General features: G+C 30.5%; 14 protein-coding genes and 1 pseudogene. 12 read left to right on the top strand and 3 right to left on the bottom strand.

All coding sequences use genetic code 11. From position 1 onward, the window contains the following. Window positions 1–184: 184 nt before the first annotated feature. The 10 genes from ACLU24_RS11135 to ACLU24_RS11090 all read left to right on the top strand — a co-directional run bounded on the left by ACLU24_RS11135 (window position 185) and on the right by ACLU24_RS11090 (window position 15,133). Window positions 185–8,290 carry a leucine-rich repeat protein gene (locus ACLU24_RS11135; RefSeq protein ID WP_412612676.1) on the top strand — a complete coding sequence of 2,702 codons (8,106 nt, stop codon included), beginning with the start codon at window positions 185–187 and terminating at the stop codon, window positions 8,288–8,290. Window positions 8,291–8,438: 148 nt separating this feature from the next. Next, window positions 8,439–9,152, top strand: a complete 714-nt coding sequence (locus tag ACLU24_RS11130; RefSeq protein WP_412612675.1) for a LytR/AlgR family response regulator transcription factor — start codon at window positions 8,439–8,441, stop codon at window positions 9,150–9,152. Beyond that, a complete protein-coding gene (locus ACLU24_RS11125; protein WP_412612673.1) occupies window positions 9,145–10,404 on the top strand; it encodes a sensor histidine kinase in 1,260 nt (419 codons plus the stop codon). Before ACLU24_RS11130 ends, ACLU24_RS11125 begins: the two co-directional genes overlap by 8 nt. Before the next feature lie 206 nt (window positions 10,405–10,610). Further along, window positions 10,611–11,231, top strand: coding sequence for an accessory gene regulator ArgB-like protein (locus tag ACLU24_RS11120; RefSeq protein WP_412612672.1), 621 nt, complete (start codon window positions 10,611–10,613; stop codon window positions 11,229–11,231). Next, window positions 11,197–11,340 (top strand): hypothetical protein, encoded by a 144-nt coding sequence (locus ACLU24_RS11115; protein ID WP_412612671.1) that lies wholly within the window; start codon window positions 11,197–11,199, stop codon window positions 11,338–11,340. The genes ACLU24_RS11120 and ACLU24_RS11115 overlap by 35 nt, the downstream gene beginning before the upstream one ends. Before the next feature lie 112 nt (window positions 11,341–11,452). After that, window positions 11,453–11,752: a hypothetical protein gene (locus ACLU24_RS11110; protein ID WP_412612670.1), complete on the top strand. Its 300-nt coding sequence runs from the start codon at window positions 11,453–11,455 to the stop codon at window positions 11,750–11,752. Window positions 11,753–11,773: 21 nt separating this feature from the next. Further along, window positions 11,774–12,976 carry an O-antigen ligase family protein gene (locus tag ACLU24_RS11105; protein WP_412612668.1) on the top strand — a complete coding sequence of 401 codons (1,203 nt, stop codon included), beginning with the start codon at window positions 11,774–11,776 and terminating at the stop codon, window positions 12,974–12,976. Beyond that, on the top strand, window positions 12,963–14,417 hold the full coding sequence (locus tag ACLU24_RS11100) for an oligosaccharide flippase family protein (protein WP_412612666.1): 1,455 nt from the start codon (window positions 12,963–12,965) through the stop codon (window positions 14,415–14,417). The genes ACLU24_RS11105 and ACLU24_RS11100 overlap by 14 nt, the downstream gene beginning before the upstream one ends. A gap of 136 nt (window positions 14,418–14,553) precedes the next feature. Beyond that, window positions 14,554–14,664, top strand: coding sequence for a 4Fe-4S dicluster domain-containing protein (locus ACLU24_RS11095; RefSeq protein ID WP_412612664.1), 111 nt, complete (start codon window positions 14,554–14,556; stop codon window positions 14,662–14,664). A 205-nt stretch (window positions 14,665–14,869) separates the two neighbouring features. Continuing rightward, entirely contained in the window at window positions 14,870–15,133 is a 264-nt protein-coding gene (locus ACLU24_RS11090) for a DUF4209 domain-containing protein (protein ID WP_412612663.1), read from the top strand. 104 nt (window positions 15,134–15,237) lie between these two features. On the opposite strand, the gene ACLU24_RS11085 is transcribed toward ACLU24_RS11090, so the two are convergent. From ACLU24_RS11085 to ACLU24_RS11075, 3 genes and pseudogenes are all read right to left on the bottom strand, one after another. After that, the gene (locus ACLU24_RS11085) at window positions 15,238–15,438 is read right to left on the bottom strand and encodes a hypothetical protein (protein ID WP_412612661.1); all 201 of its coding nucleotides are present in this window, start codon (window positions 15,436–15,438) and stop codon (window positions 15,238–15,240) included. Window positions 15,439–15,450: 12 nt separating this feature from the next. Continuing rightward, window positions 15,451–15,810 (bottom strand): annotated as a pseudogene (locus ACLU24_RS11080) (acyl-CoA thioester hydrolase/BAAT C-terminal domain-containing protein); the annotation flags it as partial. A gap of 161 nt (window positions 15,811–15,971) precedes the next feature. After that, window positions 15,972–16,097 (bottom strand): hypothetical protein, encoded by a 126-nt coding sequence (locus ACLU24_RS11075; RefSeq protein ID WP_412612660.1) that lies wholly within the window; start codon window positions 16,095–16,097, stop codon window positions 15,972–15,974. A gap of 337 nt (window positions 16,098–16,434) precedes the next feature. On the opposite strand from ACLU24_RS11075, the gene ACLU24_RS11070 reads away from it, so the two are divergent. After that, on the top strand, window positions 16,435–17,799 hold the full coding sequence (locus ACLU24_RS11070; protein ID WP_412612659.1) for a carboxyl transferase domain-containing protein: 1,365 nt from the start codon (window positions 16,435–16,437) through the stop codon (window positions 17,797–17,799). Between the two features lie 45 nt (window positions 17,800–17,844). Next, window positions 17,845–18,207 carry a biotin/lipoyl-containing protein gene (locus ACLU24_RS11065; RefSeq protein ID WP_412612657.1) on the top strand — a complete coding sequence of 121 codons (363 nt, stop codon included), beginning with the start codon at window positions 17,845–17,847 and terminating at the stop codon, window positions 18,205–18,207. Window positions 18,208–18,223: the final 16 nt, after the last annotated feature.

The raw sequence follows: 18,223 nt of genomic DNA, 5'->3' as shown, positions 1-18,223 counted from the left end.
TATAATAATACTGTCAGTTTTTTGCTACTATTATACCAACAAAATTTAAAACTAAAGAAAATTAAAACTGTTATTTGTTATATTGACTAATAGAACTAAAAATAATATAATTAAATAAATAAATCTGCACAGTTGTAATTATTTATAGTGGTATTGTACAAAGAGCTTTAAAGAGGTGTTTTTTATGAAAGAGAGAATTCTTACAAATAGTTTTCGACTTAAAAAATCTATTACAGATGCAGGAGCAATATTTATTTTCATAACTGTTTTTGCGATATTTGTTTCGCTTAAACCGGCAACAAGCATTGCAAAAGAAAGTTCAGAAATTATTGTAGAAAATTCACAAACAAAAATGGGAAATATTATTCCTATAAAAGTTAAGGCAAATGCGATTGGTTCTGATAAATGTTTTGTCTTAACTCTTAGTAGCGTTGGTGCAGGTTTATCTGATGAATATTCTTTTGATGAAAATGATAAAACTGAGATTACAGATGATAACGGAAAGAAAATTACTCTTAATAGGTATATCGCTGATGATGGTGCGGTTAATTACTGGTTTGAGCTTGAAGGCGAAGAATCGAGCGAGTTTTCTTTGAAATGTACTTCAGGAATATATGTTGCGACAAAGAGTGACATAAATGACTATGAACCGAAAACCACCATTGATGAGAATGGTAAGGAAATTGCTCTTTCTGAAAGTGAAATTATAGAGAGAGTAAAATCTGAAAAACAAGCCCAAAATGCAAATTCGGAAAAAATTGAAATGAGAGTTTTTTTCGGTAGTGGCGAGAATTTTGATAGAGCTATGAAAGATTCTTCTGAACGAGAGGACTTCTTATTAGAGTGGAACGTTGCCAAGGGGAAAATGCTTGCTATGCGTTCAAGTTTCACAGGTGTTGAAAAATATGTTGACGGCGGAGCAGTTACAGATACTGCGAGCTGGACATATACCAAAAATGACATAACTGGAACATCTACGCTTACTATTTCAGGTACAGGACCTATACCAAATTATTCAAGTAGGAACGATACACCATGGGTGCAAAAGGGTTATTTGAATGTTACTAAGTTAGTGATTGAGGATGGCATAACAGTCATAGGTGATAATGCATTTTCAAATGTCAGTATTTTAAGCGACAGAAGCACTGAACTATATATAGGCAATACTGTTACAGAAATAAGATCGCAGGCATTAGCTATGAACAATTTTAGTAATATTGTAATCCCCGGAAGTGTTAAAAACTTAGGGTACGCAGCATTTTTGGGGAACCGTGTCAAAATTGATTCGCTGATATTAGAAGAAGGCGTAGAAAATATAGGTGCAACCTCTTTTGGTTCATGTTATATTACGAAATTAAAATTACCTTCAAGCATAAAATCAATTTTTCCAAATGATATAAGTGTTTTAGAGGAAATAAGTATAGGAGATAATAATGATAACGGAACATATTTTGTAAAGGATAATGTTTTGTTTAAGCGTTTAGACAATGGTGAAGTGCAGTTAGTCTGGTATCCTGCTAAAAAAGCAGACAAGGAATATACTATACCGAGCTTCGTTACTAACCTTAATTGTAGCAGTGCATTTATTAAGACAACAAACTTAGAAAAAGTAACAATTCCTGCTACTGTAACAAGTAAAATAAATTCACAATGGGTTTTTAATAATTCATCAGTAGAAGAAATAACAGTAGAAGAAGGAGTTGTTATAGAAAATGCATGGTTTTTTGATTATGCTACAAATCTTAAAAAGCTAAAAATTCCAGATGGAGGTGTAGTAGGAAATTACTTTTATTATCATGATGGCAATCTGCTTGAGGAGATTTATATTCCAAGTACAGTAACAGGTATAATGGATTATTCACTGGGAATGTGTACACCAAATCTTCAGAAAGTATATTTTGACGCTAAATATGTTTCAGGTTATCAATCACAGCAGAATAGGGTAAATAAATATGAGTTGACTATCGGAAAGAATGTCGATAAAATAGTTACCAGCAAACATGGTAGTTTAATAACAGGATTTAAGACTATACTAAAAAATGCTTTGACAGATAAAATACTTTTTGTTGGCCCTAACCAAATTGATATAATAAATCCTGAATTTGAAGATATGCCAACTCCGCTTAACACTTTGTATGGTACAATATGGGTAGACGAGCAGGGTGTGGTATATAAATATGATAAAACAACTCTTACTGCGAGTGTTGCTTATGTGCCTTATGGGCTTAAAAATGTTACTATACCGAAAACAATAACTCCTGAAACGGATGTAAATTGCATCGTTAATGAGGTTGGAAAAGACGCTTTTAAGTTGGCAGTTGACCTTACAAGTGTAAATTTTGCAGACCCAAGTGTAGTAGAAATAATAAATCCTTATGGTTTTGCAAATTGTTCTAAGCTTGGAAACATAAATGGTGCAGATAGCGAAGAAAAAGCGGCTGAAAGCTTTACAAATCCTAATATAAAAATTGGTATTCGTGCTTTTATAAATACAGCACTTAAAAGTGAATCCGGTAATGTAAAATATAGTCAATCAATGAATGGTAAAAACATAATACGATTTGAAAACGATGACAATTTTTCTCTTTATGTTAATACCAAAAATACTGGCGAATGGATTGCAAATGGTAATTATGGAGGATATAAATTTTTAACAGGTCAAAATGCTAATATAAATATACAGATGCAACAGGGAACCTACGAAGATGTTGTATATCGTATTTATTTTGAGTTTTCTGACCCTGAAGGCGTTTTTTCTATTGGAAAGGGACAGTCTCTGGAATTTGATAATGCTATAAAGGCAGAATGTTTTGCTACTGATGTTGAAAATATTTGCTATGTTGATTTTACCAATTATGCAGGTTCTACAGCCATAGCTTTGCTTACAGCCAATTATATTTCGCCAACTTCTCCGGGCGGCGAATTGAAAATTTGGGGCTTTAAGCTTACAAAAGAACAGGCTGAATCACAGAAAGGAACTATTGTAGATTGTGTTGAATCTAAGGATTTTTCTGATTCTATTCAATCATACTGGACAACTAAAGCTGATGATTTTATCACAAGTAAAGAAAAAGCAGGAAACGCTAAATTATATCTTATTGGCGATGGTAAAGGCAATGTGCTTCCTGATAACAATATTACATGGAAAGTAAAATTTAAAAGAAAAACAGACGAAACACTTAGTGATGGCAAGGATTTTGTAAAATCAGTTGATTTTTATGATTATGTAGTTTTGCCTGAATACTTTTCGTGGAATCCTGAGGTTATTTCTGCAATTAAAAGTGGTGACATACGCACAATTAGTAATAAAATTTATGTAGGCGATATGGTGATAGCCACAATTGGTCAAGGATATAACTTTAATGTGGAATGGAGCGATGAACATAATACTCTGCTTTTCCATTGGAGAAGATATAATACAAATGAAAAAAGTGAAATAGCTTTATCAGATTGTGATTTTACAATAAGTAAGGAAACTATATACATAGATTCAGGTATATTAAATCAGGCAACGGTTAATGAACTTTCTATAATGAATAATATATATTCTGTTGTACACTATACCTACACTGCCGATAAACAAACAGATATTCAACAGGCTGAGGCTAAATTTATTCTAAAAGAAGCGGAGCTTCAATTTAGTAAAGGTGTTTTGAAAAGACCAAAATATTTAGGTGAAACGACTACATATACAATTTGTTTGAAAAATACCGGTGCTGCGGCATATGTTGATTCTGAAAAAACTTCTTATAGAATATATGATGAATTGCCAAACTTGTTATATATTAAACCGGAAAATATAGAGAAAATGTTGAATGACGAATTTGGCAAAAAGCTGAAAGTAACTATTTGCGATGCTATGTTGTCAAAATCGAAAACAGCAGTTAAAGCTTATGATGGTAAGACAGCCTATAAGAATGCGGCTAACTCGGATGATATGGATTATACCACGGATAAGTTGATAATATCATGGAATGGCGATAACATACAGTTAGCTACTGAATCAAAAATTTATAAAGTTACAGATAATCTTAGCCTTAAAGATATTTTTGATGAATTAGGTTTCTATAATGTCAATAAAACTAAATATATAGTAGAATGGACGCTTAATGACAGTAACGAGTGTTATAAGCTTAACGGAGGTAGTATCCAAAATTATATAATCTATTCGAATACTAAAGATACTTTTCAGCTTATCGACACAAATGATAAACCGGTTGAGTATAGTAACAAATTTATGAATATTCAAAATATGGCATTTTTATATAAAAAAGAAAATGTCAAAGTGAGAGAAACAAATATGAGTCAGATAACTGAGATAAGGAGCGAGGCTATTCTGAATAAATTAGTCTATGCACATGGACAATCTGAACCATTGGAAGATAATTTCAATGTACCTGTAAATCAGGTTTTGGATAATCTCGTTACATTTAATCATTATGGCGATGGAACTTACGATAATTTACCGATGGTTGATGATATTTCAGGTACACAATCTTTACTTGTTTCTGTTGAAGATAATATGGCACTTTCAAGTATGGGCTTATCTAAGGTTACGGTTGACAGTAAAGAATATTATAAGCTTAATAAACCTGGAACATATAGAAATGTAGTTGTTGGTGTAGATGATGAAGGTACTAAATTTATAGCTGATACTATAAAGGTATCTAAATCTACTTCTGGACTTGATACTAAGATTAAATGGTATTTTTCACACCTTGAAGGTGAAAGATACTATATAAATCTAAATTATGAGACGATAGTTGATTTAGATGTTTTTACTTCTACTCGATATAATGTCTCAAATACAATTTGGATGAATGATAAGAAAAATGACAGACTCTATGCATCAGTTTTTGGAGGAGGCTCATTACTTGATTTCAATAAGAAAATTGTTTATAAAAATAACGATGGTACATATACAGTAGATGATGATGATTATTCTGACATTAAAGTAGGAGAAAGTGTATATTATCGACTTGCATTTTTTAATAAAAATAATTTTGATATTACAGTAACAGGTGATAATATTTTAGATAATCTTCCTACAAATGGAGGTTTTTTCAGTTGGGAAAAGGATAAAAATGTATCTCTTAGCTGGCAGGAAACAGAGGGTGTAATTGCTGAAAATTTAGATAGCTGGAGCATAGAAAAAGATTCAAATGACAGTACGGCTCAAACTATAAAATGGTCATCTGATACAAGCATAACTCTACAGGCAAATAAAAACTTCTATATTTATGTTAAGTTGGATTTCCCAAGTGATGCTACAATATGGAAAAATTATTGTAGTTACATGAAAGGTAATAAGCTTTATAACACTTTTATTGTTTATGATTATCCATCTTATGTAAGTCATGGTTTGATAGGCAAGGGCGAAGCTTTATTACAGAAGGGCGTTTATAGCACATTGAAATATTCTATTAATGGTAGTAATAATATAAAATGTGTAGAAACTTCCAGCAGAGTCTATTATAATAATCGTGATTACACAAACCGTGCAATAATGTATTATGTTGTGCTGTATAATAATGGGGATAATAGGCTTTATCTTAACGATATGCAAGATAAGCTTCCTGAAGGTTTTACATATCTAACAATGAATTCAGGAAATTCTCCGATAGTAAATCAAACCTTATCAGATACTATGATAACAAGCGATAATTCATCAAATTTTCTTGTGAATATAAAAAATTCATCGACTGATGATATAAAATTCTTGTCTGTTAATGTAAATTGCGAGAAAAATAATGACGGAACACTTAGCTTTAAATTCTCTAAGATTGAACAGAAAGATTCCGCAGTGAAATATGATGAAATCAGAAATAAACTTTACCTTGAAAAAGGAGAGGCTATTGCATTTTCATATGTCTGCGATATTGGACTTATAGAAGATTCATATGATAAAGCGGTTAATACTATCGGAATGAATTATTACGATTACCTTAATGCAGATGTAAATTCAGTAAGTTCAGACGATGTTTCAGTTAATGGAAAACTTAATGATGAACATATGGATCAAAATGATGGCACAAGAGCTATTGACGATGCTAAAAATGTACACTCTAAATATGGCTTTAATGGTTCAGGAAAATGGTTGATTTCTAATGTAACCGTTTCTCGCGGAGGTATTAGTCCTGGAATTACGAATTATACAGATTCGTATGTTGATACTAATGGAAACATAATAAGATATGTTACCGATGCTCCTCCACAAGCTGTAGTAAATTGGCGTGTAAGAATGCATAATTCAGGCTTTAGGTCAATAACTGACTATACAATAACTGATACACTACCTATAAGATATTCTTTGACGGGAAGCTTGAGTCTTAAGATGTATGATAATACTCAAACTTCTGAAGTTAAAAAATTTGAAAACTTTATTACAATACTTTCAGAAAGAACAAAAACAGATGATTCTATAAGAATAAGGTCTAATTATAATAATAACGAATGTACAATCCCATTTGACGGAACAGAAGTTATTGTACCTATTAGTGATAACAATGGTTCTTATGTAAATATTTCTATTTCAATAAGCAAAAATGATAAAGGACAAGAGGTTTTGTCTATACGTTTTGCAGATAAAGGATTCTCTATTCCGGAAGAAGGAGGTTATGTTGATTTATCTCTTTCTAGTGTTAATGTAACGGGTCAGATTGTTAATACGGTTTATACTAATACTGCTGTTCTTATTCCTAATAAACAGAGTTTTAGTTCTACAACACAGGGTTCACTTGTTTATGATAGTGACGGAAAGACTTTAATAGGAGTTACCAATAACTCACCGCTAAATATAAGCTTTGGTGCATTGACTTCTTCTATTAAAGAAGTATTTGAAATAAATAATACAGATAATAAAACTGATTCAAACCAAGAGAAAAATTATATTACCTTAAATAATAAGAAAAATGAATTTAGGTATACTCTTTCTGTTAAAAACGAAACAAATTCTACTATGAAAAGACTTGTGTTGATAGATACTCTTCCTAAGCTTAATGATACGAGTCCGTTTGATTCTACCGCTTTGCGAGGAAGCGAATTTGCTGTACATCTTTCTGAAAATCCAAACTTTGTGGTTAAGATTACATACTCTAATGGAAATACTAAAACACTTGAATCTAGTGAATATACAATTGGCTTTAAAAAAGATAGCTCTCTTACAAGTTCTGATTGGAAAGGAGTTTCTACATGGTCAGAAAGTTCAGAAAATGCTGAAGCTGTTCGCCTTATAATTAACGATGAAAACTTGGTTGAAAATAAGGCTGTTGTAGAAATTAGTTTCAATGCTAAAGCAGATGATGGTGCGATTGCTGGTCAAAAAGCTTGGAATAGTTTTGGTTACCATTATATTTTGAATGATAGTCAGAAAACTGAGCTTGAAGCTATGCCTTTGTCAGTAGGCGTACAAATTACAGAAACACCAATGATTCAAAAAACACTTGTTGATATAGAGGGTAATACTTATACTGTAAAGCAAGATACTACTTTCTCCTTCTTAGTTTATAAGGGAGAAAAGTATAGCGGAAAATATTCAACTGCTGATGAGTTAATTCAGGCTTTAGAAAATAATAATACTCCATATCAGAAAATAGATTTAACTGTTTTGAGTGGTAAAAGTTTCGCTTCAAAGAAACTTGATTTAGAATATGATAAGCTTAAATGGATTAATGGTCAGAAATATACTATAGTTGAACTGCCTACTGATGATATTTATGAGCTTAATTCTTGGAATTATATATCTCAAAATTCTATGACATTTACATATTCTTATAATAAAAATCAGGTATTGCTTTGCAATAACAGATATAATGAATGGTCAGCAGAAATAACTAAAGTAGATGACGAAGATTCTGAAATTAAGCTTGAAGGCGCTATATTTGCGATTTATAGTCCGGTTCAGAGCGACCAACTTTCTGATAGCGAATATGAGGCTTTGGATTTTAGTCCAGACAAGGTTATAGTATATAATGATAAAACATGGTATATTTCGGGCGTTCAAACTACAAATTCTGAGGGCAAAGCTACATTTGATAAGCTTTTGCGTGATGAATATTGTATCAAAGAAATATGCTCGCCTGAGGGATACATTTTGACAGCAGAACCCAAAATAGTTACAAATAATTCGCTTATTCAAAAGATTGAAATTGTCAACAGAAAATTACCTGTTCTTCCTGAAACAGGTAATAAAGGAATAGCGTATTTCATATCTTTTGGTATGGGCGTACTTCTTGTAGTTGCAGGGTTTATGTTTATTAATAAGCTGAAAGCAACAGCAAAAATTAAATGATTTTAATAAAATCTCGATTAGGCATTTAGCTTAATCGAGATTTTTATTTTGATAAATATAATTTTTAGGTTGATTTTTTGTGATATTAAATATATACTTTATTATAAGTGATTATGTTTTTATTTTAGGGATAATTGGTGGAGTAGGTATGAATATTGCTATAATTGATGACGAGCAAACTTTTGTAGAAAATCTTAAATCGGATGTAATCAATATATGTAATAAAATGGAATTTGAATATGATATTGATACTTTTAATAATGCAATAAATATTATGAGTATATATAGGAATTATCATCTTATATTGTTGGATATAGATATGCCGATAACAGATGGAATAACTGCTCTGAAAGAAATAAATAAATCTTATAATCCGAAAGAATTTCCTTATATAGCTTTTGTTACAAGTAAGGAAAATCTGGTTTATGAAGCTTTGAAAGAGTTTCCTTATACATTTATCAGAAAAAAAGATATTAACAGAGTTCTTGAAGATTGCATTTGTAAGATTTATGAAAAAATAAATCAGAAAAGACAAAAATATACTATAAAAAACGGAAGAAATTTGATTACTGTATATACAAAAGATATTATATATATTGAGAAAATTCAAAATTATGTTTGGTTTCATACTGTAAATGGAGTTTATAAAGAGAGAACTACAATAGAAGAAAAGTTTGCTGATTTGGTCTCACAAAATTTTGTAAGAACACATATTGGATGTTTAGTAAATCTTAGATATGTTTTTGAAATAGAACAAAAATCTGTGTTGCTCGATAATGGAGATAGAGTACCTTTATCAAGAAAATATTATAGCGATGTAAATAACAAATATTACGAAAGTTTGGTGGTCGATGATGATTGATGCAATAGTCGAAATTTGTATAAATATATTTCAGTCTTTTATGTTTATAGGATTTTTATTTTTATTATTTAATAAAGGGAAGAAAACTAAAAAAGATTATATAGGATTTTTCTCTTTTGTAGCTTTACTATTTGTTGTACTTACATATTTTTCTTTTTATCCGTCTAGTGTAAATCGTTTACCTGAAATTTTATATGTATCAATACAAATTGCATATACGCTTATTATGCTAAAAGGAAACATATTTGTGAAGATAATCATGCCGGTTATATCCCAAATGATAAATACTGTCATAAGTTTTGGCTTTGCGTTTACTGTGAGTTATTTTACGCATGAAAAGGTTGAAAATCTTATGGTTGAGGCATCTATATATAGATACTTGTGTATGGTACTTATAAATTTAACAAATGCTTTAGTGCTTTTGATTATTGTAAGGTTTAATAAAACAGAACTTAAATTGAAAAAATGGACAGATATAGTGGCATTTTTGATTATTCCAATTATGTCAGTGCTGATTATATATTCATGTGTATATATATCTATTTTAACCAAATTACAACCGGAAGTAGTTGGACTGCTGACATTTATTTGTTTGAGTATGACAGCTATTGCAATTATAACATGGTTCATGATGACAAAAATAAGCAAAAGTAATGAGATTAAAACAAAACTCTTGCTTACTGAGCAAAGAGAGCAACTTTATAAAGAAGATATTTTACATACTAATGAACAGATAGAAAATATGTCAAAAACAAAGCATGATATAAAAAACAATATGCTTTGTTTGAGTAAGTTAATTTCTGAAAGTAAATATGAAGAAGCTAAGCAATATTGTGATTCTTTATCAGAAAATCTTGAAACAATTTATACTCCGGTATCTACAAATAACCCTTTGCTTAATGCGATTATAAATGTTGAGCGTGAAAAAGCTGTAAATAGTAAAATTGATTTTCAAGTAAATATAAATGAACAAGCTATTAGTAATATAAAAAATACAGATATAGTTTCTATAGTAGGTAATATGTGTGATAATGCTATAGAATATCTTAAAAAACAACCTTATGATAAACGAAAAATGACTCTTGAAATATCATATAAGAAAAGTTATATTGTTATTACTTGCAAAAATAGAATAACTGAATCTATACTTGCTTTAAATCCGAACCTAACCACTACAAAGAAAGATAAATCTAATCATGGTAAGGGAATAGGTATTATTTCAGATTGTATAAAAAATATAATGGCGAATTAAAATGTTATGAAAAAGATAATTACTTATATGTATCTGCCATAATTCATTGTAATAAATAATTTAAAAATAAAAAATGCTCGAAGAAATTCGAGCATTTTTTATTTTTAAATTATTATTTGACAAATTCAATTAAAAAGTTACCTTTTTCATCATTTTAATGTAAAATCGTGATTTATACTGTATAGTATAAATCAGGTGATGTAAATATGTTACATACAATTTCAAAAAATATAGCTAATTCATTATTTGATGAAAAAAGTAAATATCCTATGAGCATTTATGTGTATGGAATTGAGCTTATGATTTCATCTTTAATTGGAACCATAGTAGTGCTTACAATGGGAATATTATTTCAAAGTGTTATTGAAAGCATAATTTTTATAGTATCACTTTCTTTAATAAGATTTTTTTCAGGTGGATACCATGCACAAACCTATATTAGGTGCAATACAGTTTTTGCTTTATCAGCTTTGCTTGTATTTATAACAAATAAATTATATATAAAGTATTTTATGGAATATAACATCATAATTCATATAGGTGTATTTATAGTTTCATTTATCATTATGGCAATATTCTCGCCTGTTGAAAATGAAAATAAAAAGATTGATAAATTTGATAGATTAAAATTTAAGATAATTTCTATTTCAATAACCTTTGTAGAAATTTTACTATCTATGTTTATATATTATAAAACAGGTTTTGATTCAGTATTAGTTGTATTACCTACTGTAATAGTTGTCGATGTAGCTATACTGGTTGAAATAATACTAAAAGAAAGGAGAAAATCTCATGTCAGCAAAGAAGAATATCAAGAAGGCAGTTGAATTTCTTGCTATAAAGTCAGCAAAGATGGCTTGTGGTACAGCATCAACAAATAGTTTCTGCCAGACAAAAGAACCTGAGAATCTCAAAAAGTATTTTGGCAAGATGTAATCTATTAAAAAGCCATATTGAAATGCACTGAGCTTTTATAAGCTTAGTGCATTTTCTTTTTTGGAATATTATATAAATTTCCATAAAACAAAATTTAAAGGCATATATCAATATGGATTACAGCCTTAAGGTAACAGCTGATTCTGTACAGATAACTCAGGATGATGCAAAGACAACAGCAGTTAATGAGTCTGGTTGGGCTTTAAAGGCAACTGCTACAGTTAATCTTACAGATAATTTTGAATTTCTTCCATTGAGTTTAGGAAGTGAAAAGTGGGCTAATCGAATTTCTGAAAGAATGAATGAAACTCGTAATTTAAAAAATGCTCAAAAAATATATGCTGCAGGATATGATATAAAAGATGTTTCAAAGTTTTTACAAGATACATATATAAAATTATATAATAACTGATTTGTAAGGAGGTACGGATGAATGGTTATATCGAAGCAAAAAATCCGATTTCCTATTCTTATTCTTATATGCATTTTATTTTTTAAACCATTGGCTATCAATTCTTTACCAGAATATTCAACACTTAATACATTATGGGATATGGCTAGAGTTTGTGTATGTATTATTATTGTATTTAAGATGTTATTTGAAAGATACTTACCCAAAACACTTATAATAATTATTATTTGTTATGGAATATTTTTACTATCAACACTTATTAATCGAGGTAATGTCAGAAGCTTAATAATACAAATGGCATCTGTAATTGGTTTTTGTATGCTGATATATTTGGAATCAAGAAAGGATATCCATCGTTTTTTTTTGGCACTATTTTATGGATTGTCGATTTTAATAATTTTACATACAATATTTATGATTATTAAGCCTAATGGACTTGGATATGACACAGTCTATTATAATAGTATTTATTTTTTAGCAAGTAAAAATGGTTTAACTAAATTCTTTTTTCCGGCAATTATTTCTGGATTTGTATTATGTGAGTTAGAAGGAGGAAAAATTCAAAAAAAAGTTATAGCAATAGTGTTATTATGTTTTGTATTATCAATTATTGTAAAATCTATTACAACAATAATTGGTATGATAATTTGTGTTGGCTTTTATTGGTTTAGTAAATCTAAAAAATTTGGTCAATATTTTAATGTAAATAAAGTGAGTATGGGAATACTTATATTTGCTATTGCTATGTCGATATTAGCCTTTAATGATGGACTCAATTCAATCGTTTCATATTTTGTAGATACTCAAAAAGCATCAAACTATTTAGATAGAACTATAATATGGTCAAAAGCTATAGATATGATTAAAAAGTCATTTTTATTGGGATATGGAATGCCTTATAATGGAGGGCATATCAATGTAAATGGAAAATATATGTATTCACATAATGGATATTTAGAGTTCTTCTTATATGGCGGAATTATTGGCTTTTTATTTTGTTTGATGCTGTTATTTTATGTTTTACGAAAGCATAAGAACATTAAAAAGAATTCCGCCTGTATTCCTGTACTTTGTGGAATTATAGGATTTGTTATTATGATGATTACAGAATCACATATTAATACAATTGCTTATTGGGGATTTTTTGTTATGTTTGAACAACTATATAATTATGAAAGGAAAAATATTAACGGAGGAATCAATCAAGTAAATGAAAGTATTTAAAAATTTCTTATATAATGTTGCGTATCAAATACTTATAATGATACTTCCGTTAATTACAGCACCTTATATTGCACGAGTTATGGGTGCAGAATTGATTGGAGTTTATTCGTTTACACATTCTATAGCATATTATTTTGTACTTTTCGCACAATTAGGATTGAGTGTTTACGGAAATCGTACTATTGCTCGAGTAAGAGACGACCAAGATAAGCTAAATTATTCTTTTTCAAGTATATATAAATTACAATTAATAATTGCAATAATATCTAGTTTAATATATATGTTATATGTTTGCTTTGGAGCAAAACAGGAATATAAAATTTATTTTTACTTTCAATTTTTGTATGTTATTTCTGGTATTTTTGATATTAATTGGTTTTATTTTGGAATAGAGAAATTTAAATTAACAGTTACAAGAAATACAATAATTAAATTATTAACTGTTGTTTTGATTCTTGTGTTTGTAAAAAGTAAACAAGATTTGGGTCTTTACATAATTATAATGGCTGGTGGAGTTTTATTGGGTCAATTGGCTATGTGGACTCAGTTGAGAAAATATGTTCATTTTGTAAAAACAAAATGGAGTGATTGTGCGAAAGCTTTTCTGCCAATTTTGATTTTATTTTTACCAACAATTGCTACAAGTCTATATAGATATATGGATAAGATTATGCTCGGCTCAATGACAACAATAAGTCAATTAGGTTATTATGAAAATTCAGAAAAATTTATTTCTATTGCAATGGGAGTAATAAACGCTTTAGGAACAGTAATGATTCCTAAAATGTCAAATCTATTATCTAAAGGTAACTTTAAAACCGCCAGAGAGTATTTAAATAAATCTATAGAAGGAATTTATATAATTGCAAGTCCATTAGCTTTTGGATTAGCATCAGTTGCTACTATTTTATCAGTTGTTTTTTATGGTGCAGAATTTTCTGATTGCGGAAAAATAATTCCAATTTTATCAATTTCATTAATATTTTCAGCTTGGGCTAATGTAATTAGAACTCAATATTTGATACCAAATAACAGAGATAAAGAATACATAATTTCAATGTTTTGTGGTGCTGGTGCAAATATGATAGTTAATATACTATTAATCCCGGTAGTTGGTGCGATAGGAGCCGCAATAGGAACTGTAATTGCAGAAGCATTTGTAGCGATTGCACATTCGTTTTTCGTAAGAAAAGAGCTTCCACTTTTTAAATTTTTAAAATTAGCTATTCCATATGTAATAATTGGAGCAATTATGTATGGAATAGTTACAATAGTTAGTTTATTTGCAAAGTATAGTGTAATTTGGCTTATAATAGTTATAATGTCCGGAGTTCTTTCATATGGAATGATGATTATTATTTATTTGTGCCTTACAAAAGGACAGTATTATGAAGTAATGAGAAAAATGCTTAAAAAATTGCATATTATAAAAAGTACATAATGCAAGATGATATGTTTTTTAAAACTGAATTAAGAGGAAAAATAAATGAAAGAATTTCCAGTATTATATACAAAGAAAAGAAGAATGCTGTGGATGTACAGCTTGCTATGCGATTTGTCCGAAAGAGGCAATCAGTATGGTAGAAGATGAAGAAGGATTTGAATACCCACTTATAGATGAAATTAAGTGTGTTCACTGTTATCAATGTATAAATGTTTGTCCGATAAAAGCGATGAAAGAAGATTGATGTATATCATAATCTATAAAGAATATGCCATATCTAAGAAGGATAATTCAAAAAAGTATAATAAATATTTTATAAAAGAATTATGTGTTAATTGGAACTATTGTTACTTGAGCTACGGTTATTCCGTGGCTCTTTGTGGTAAGTGAAGAAGTATTTAAGATGATTTTATAAAGCAGCATATAAGCTTTTTAATGATGTCAAAGTATTGGATACATCCAATAAAGATCAAGAAAATTTACTTCTTAATAAAACAACATTAAATCAGTTATTAGATTATTCTATTTTTTCAAATAAAGTAGAACCTACATTTTTGAAAATTATGAAATTGCTATTTCAAAGAAAAAAGCTCAATTTAAGAAACGATATTGCACATGGTGCCTTTGGATATAAAAATTATTATCATATTTCGGCAACAAGTGTGCTGTATTTCATGTCAACTTTTGTAATTAAGGATGAATATTTGAAATAAAAAATTACAAATTCAGGTAGACAGTTATTTTGCATCAATAATCCAGTTCTACATAATGAATAAACACACAAATTAAAGCATAGTATAGAAATAATTAAAGCGAATCACCATACCTCAACTAAGCATTGAATAACTTCTTTTAAACTATCCTGCTTGCTTTTTTCGCATTCGGCAGGATAGTTTTTTTCTATTTTAAAATATTTTTCCATACCTGTTTGAATAGGTATAATCAAGTGGCTTGCATATTCATAATTGATATGTTTATAAGAGTATGGAAAATTTCTATCTTTTAATCGTTTAACCATACGCTCTGATGCTTAATTGCTTGGCCATATTCTATCATCATCGGCAGAAATAAAAAGAATAGAACCATTTATAGTCCAGATAGGTATAATTGCATCTTTATTTAGCATTTTGTAAAGCTTCTTTATAAAATACATATCCACCTGCCGTTCTTTTATGCAATTTCTAATTAAACGAAGCATTTTCATTTTTATTGGAGCATAGGGAAAACTATTTCCTTTAGAACTCCAACTTGAAGTACCTGTAAGCTTGATTTTTATAGTTAATCCTTCCATAATATAATCTATTGGAGAAACTGCTATTACACAGGTTATTTTTGGAAGATAGCTTGCAGCAGTAAGTGCATATTCAGCTCCCTTTGATACACCATAGAGAGCATATTTATTATATTCTTGAGTTTTAAGTCAATTACCAGTATTAGCAATTTCCTTGATAGAAACTTCACTAAGAGCCGAGGGCATTCCTGCTATATTCCAGTATGCAAGTGCAAAAGACGAGATATTATTTTCACAAAATACTTTTGCGAGTTTTTGTGTCAAACTATATAGCCGTCACTTCCGCCTATAATAATCAACACTCTATCTTTCAAAATAGATTCATCAGGTATATATAAATCTCCAAAGATTTTGGCTTCGTTTATGTCCGCATGAATAATTTTCATATGCAAGTCCTCCAAATATGCACAAGTTAATTCTAACTAATTACATTTTAGTAATTATATTATTTCTATAATAAATATAGCTATATAAGATATTTTGATGTTGTTATTAAGATTCAAATAAAACTAATGCCAACAGTTGCCATTTAGAAACTAAAAAACCCTGAGATGCTATAATTGTTTATATATAGGATATTATTGAATTAAAGTTAAAAAATAAACAAATATTCAATAATATCCAGTGGCTTTTTTTGGATTCTTACTTGATATTTTAAGAAAATTACTTTATAATATAAAGTATGTAAAATTTGTTTAACCACAAATGAATGGAGGAAAAGGGATGGGTATCGAAAATAAAAATGATGTCCTTTCTAAAGCAGTAAGTGAAGTAGAAGCATCTAAGGGCTATATGCGTTTGCAGAAGCTTTTTGATGATGCAACTTTCACACAAGTTGATGCTTTTGCAAAATCAGAGGGCGGTTACGCTGAGGCCGTTGCAGGCTATGGCTATATTAATGGCACAGGAGTTTATGCTATCGCACAAAATAGCGATTTAAGTGGCGGTGCAATGTCACAGGCTCAGGCAGCTAAAATAAAAAAGGTTTATGACCTTGCACAAAAAACAGGTGTACCTGTTATTACAATTTATGATTCAATCGGCGGAAGACTTACCGAAGGTTCACAGCTTTTGACAGCTTATGGCGAAATCCTCAAGATGTCAAGTGCACTTTCTGGAGTTATTCCTCAGATTTCTGTTGTGCTTGGCCCTTGTCTTGGAACACAGGCACTCATCGCAGCTTGTGGTGATGTTGTCATTGCAGCTAAGGGTGCAGAGCTTTCACTCGATGTAAATACAGGTTCAACAGCTGAAAAGGCTTTTGAAAATGGCACAGCACACGTTCTTGCCGAAGATGAAGAAGATGCTATTGCGATTGCTCGTGATGTTGCATCAATGCTTCCTGCAAATAATATAGAAACAGCTGCTGGCTTTGAGTTTGCAGATGCTTCTGAAAATGTTGCAGAGAATACTCCTGCTAATGATATTCCTGAGCTTGTTGCTGATGACGGAAGCTATCTTGAACTTTCAGCAGCATATGGAGATGATGCAGTCACAGCACTTGCAACACTTACAGGAATTACAGTAGGTTTCGTTTCTGCTGGTGCAAAGGTTCTCAGTGGAGATGCCTGCAAGAAGATTGCTCGTTTCGTTCGTTTTTGTGATGCGTTCTCAATTCCGGTTATTACATTCGTAGATTCAGAGAAATTCTGCTGCCTCAAATCAGCTGCAAGAGTTTCAAGTGCATATGCTGAGGCTACAACTGCAAAGATTTCGGTTATCACAGGTGAAGCTTATGGTGCTCTTTATGTAGCACTCGCAGGAACAGGCTCTAATGCAGATATTACATTTGCATATCCAAATGCGTCTGTTTCTCCGCTCAATCCATATGCATCTGCTGTTATTATGCTTGGCGATGAGATTGGCAAGGAACTTAAAGGTTCTGCTAATCCACAGGCTGATAAGGAAGCACTTGTTGCTAAGTTCAAAGCAGAAAACTGTTCTGTATTCGAGGCTGCTGCAAATGGCTATGTTGAAGATGTCATCACACCATCAGCAACAAGAACAAAGCTTGCGTCTGCACTTGATATGCTTATTGGCAAGAGAGTACAAAGACTTCCAAAGAAGCACAATAATTTGTTTATCTGATAAATTTTTGAATATACTTCGATTTTCGAAAGGACGATTTATAATATGAAGAATCTTAAAATTACCGTAAATGGCGTAGCATATGATGTTCAGGTTGAAGAAGTCGGCGGTTCTGCATCAGCTCCTGTAGCTGCTGCACCGGCTGCTCCGGTAGCTTCTGCACCAAAGGCAGCACCGGCAGCTGCTCCTACAAGCGGTGAACCACTTAATTGCCCAATGCCGGGAACAATTATTTCTGTTAATGTTTCTGCTGGACAGCAGGTTAAGCTTGGCGATGTTGTAGTTGTTCTCGAAGCTATGAAGATGGAAAACGAAATCAAAGCGCCAAAGGACGGCACAATTACTTCTGTTAATGTAAATAAGGGCGATGCAGTTGAGTCAGGTACTCTTCTCGTAACAATCGGCTAATTGGAGGTCATAAAGA

The organism is Pseudoruminococcus sp. (genome assembly GCF_047012705.1).
Classification (GTDB): domain Bacteria; phylum Bacillota; class Clostridia; order Oscillospirales; family Acutalibacteraceae; genus Pseudoruminococcus.
This window is presented reverse-complemented; position numbering and strand designations above follow the sequence as displayed.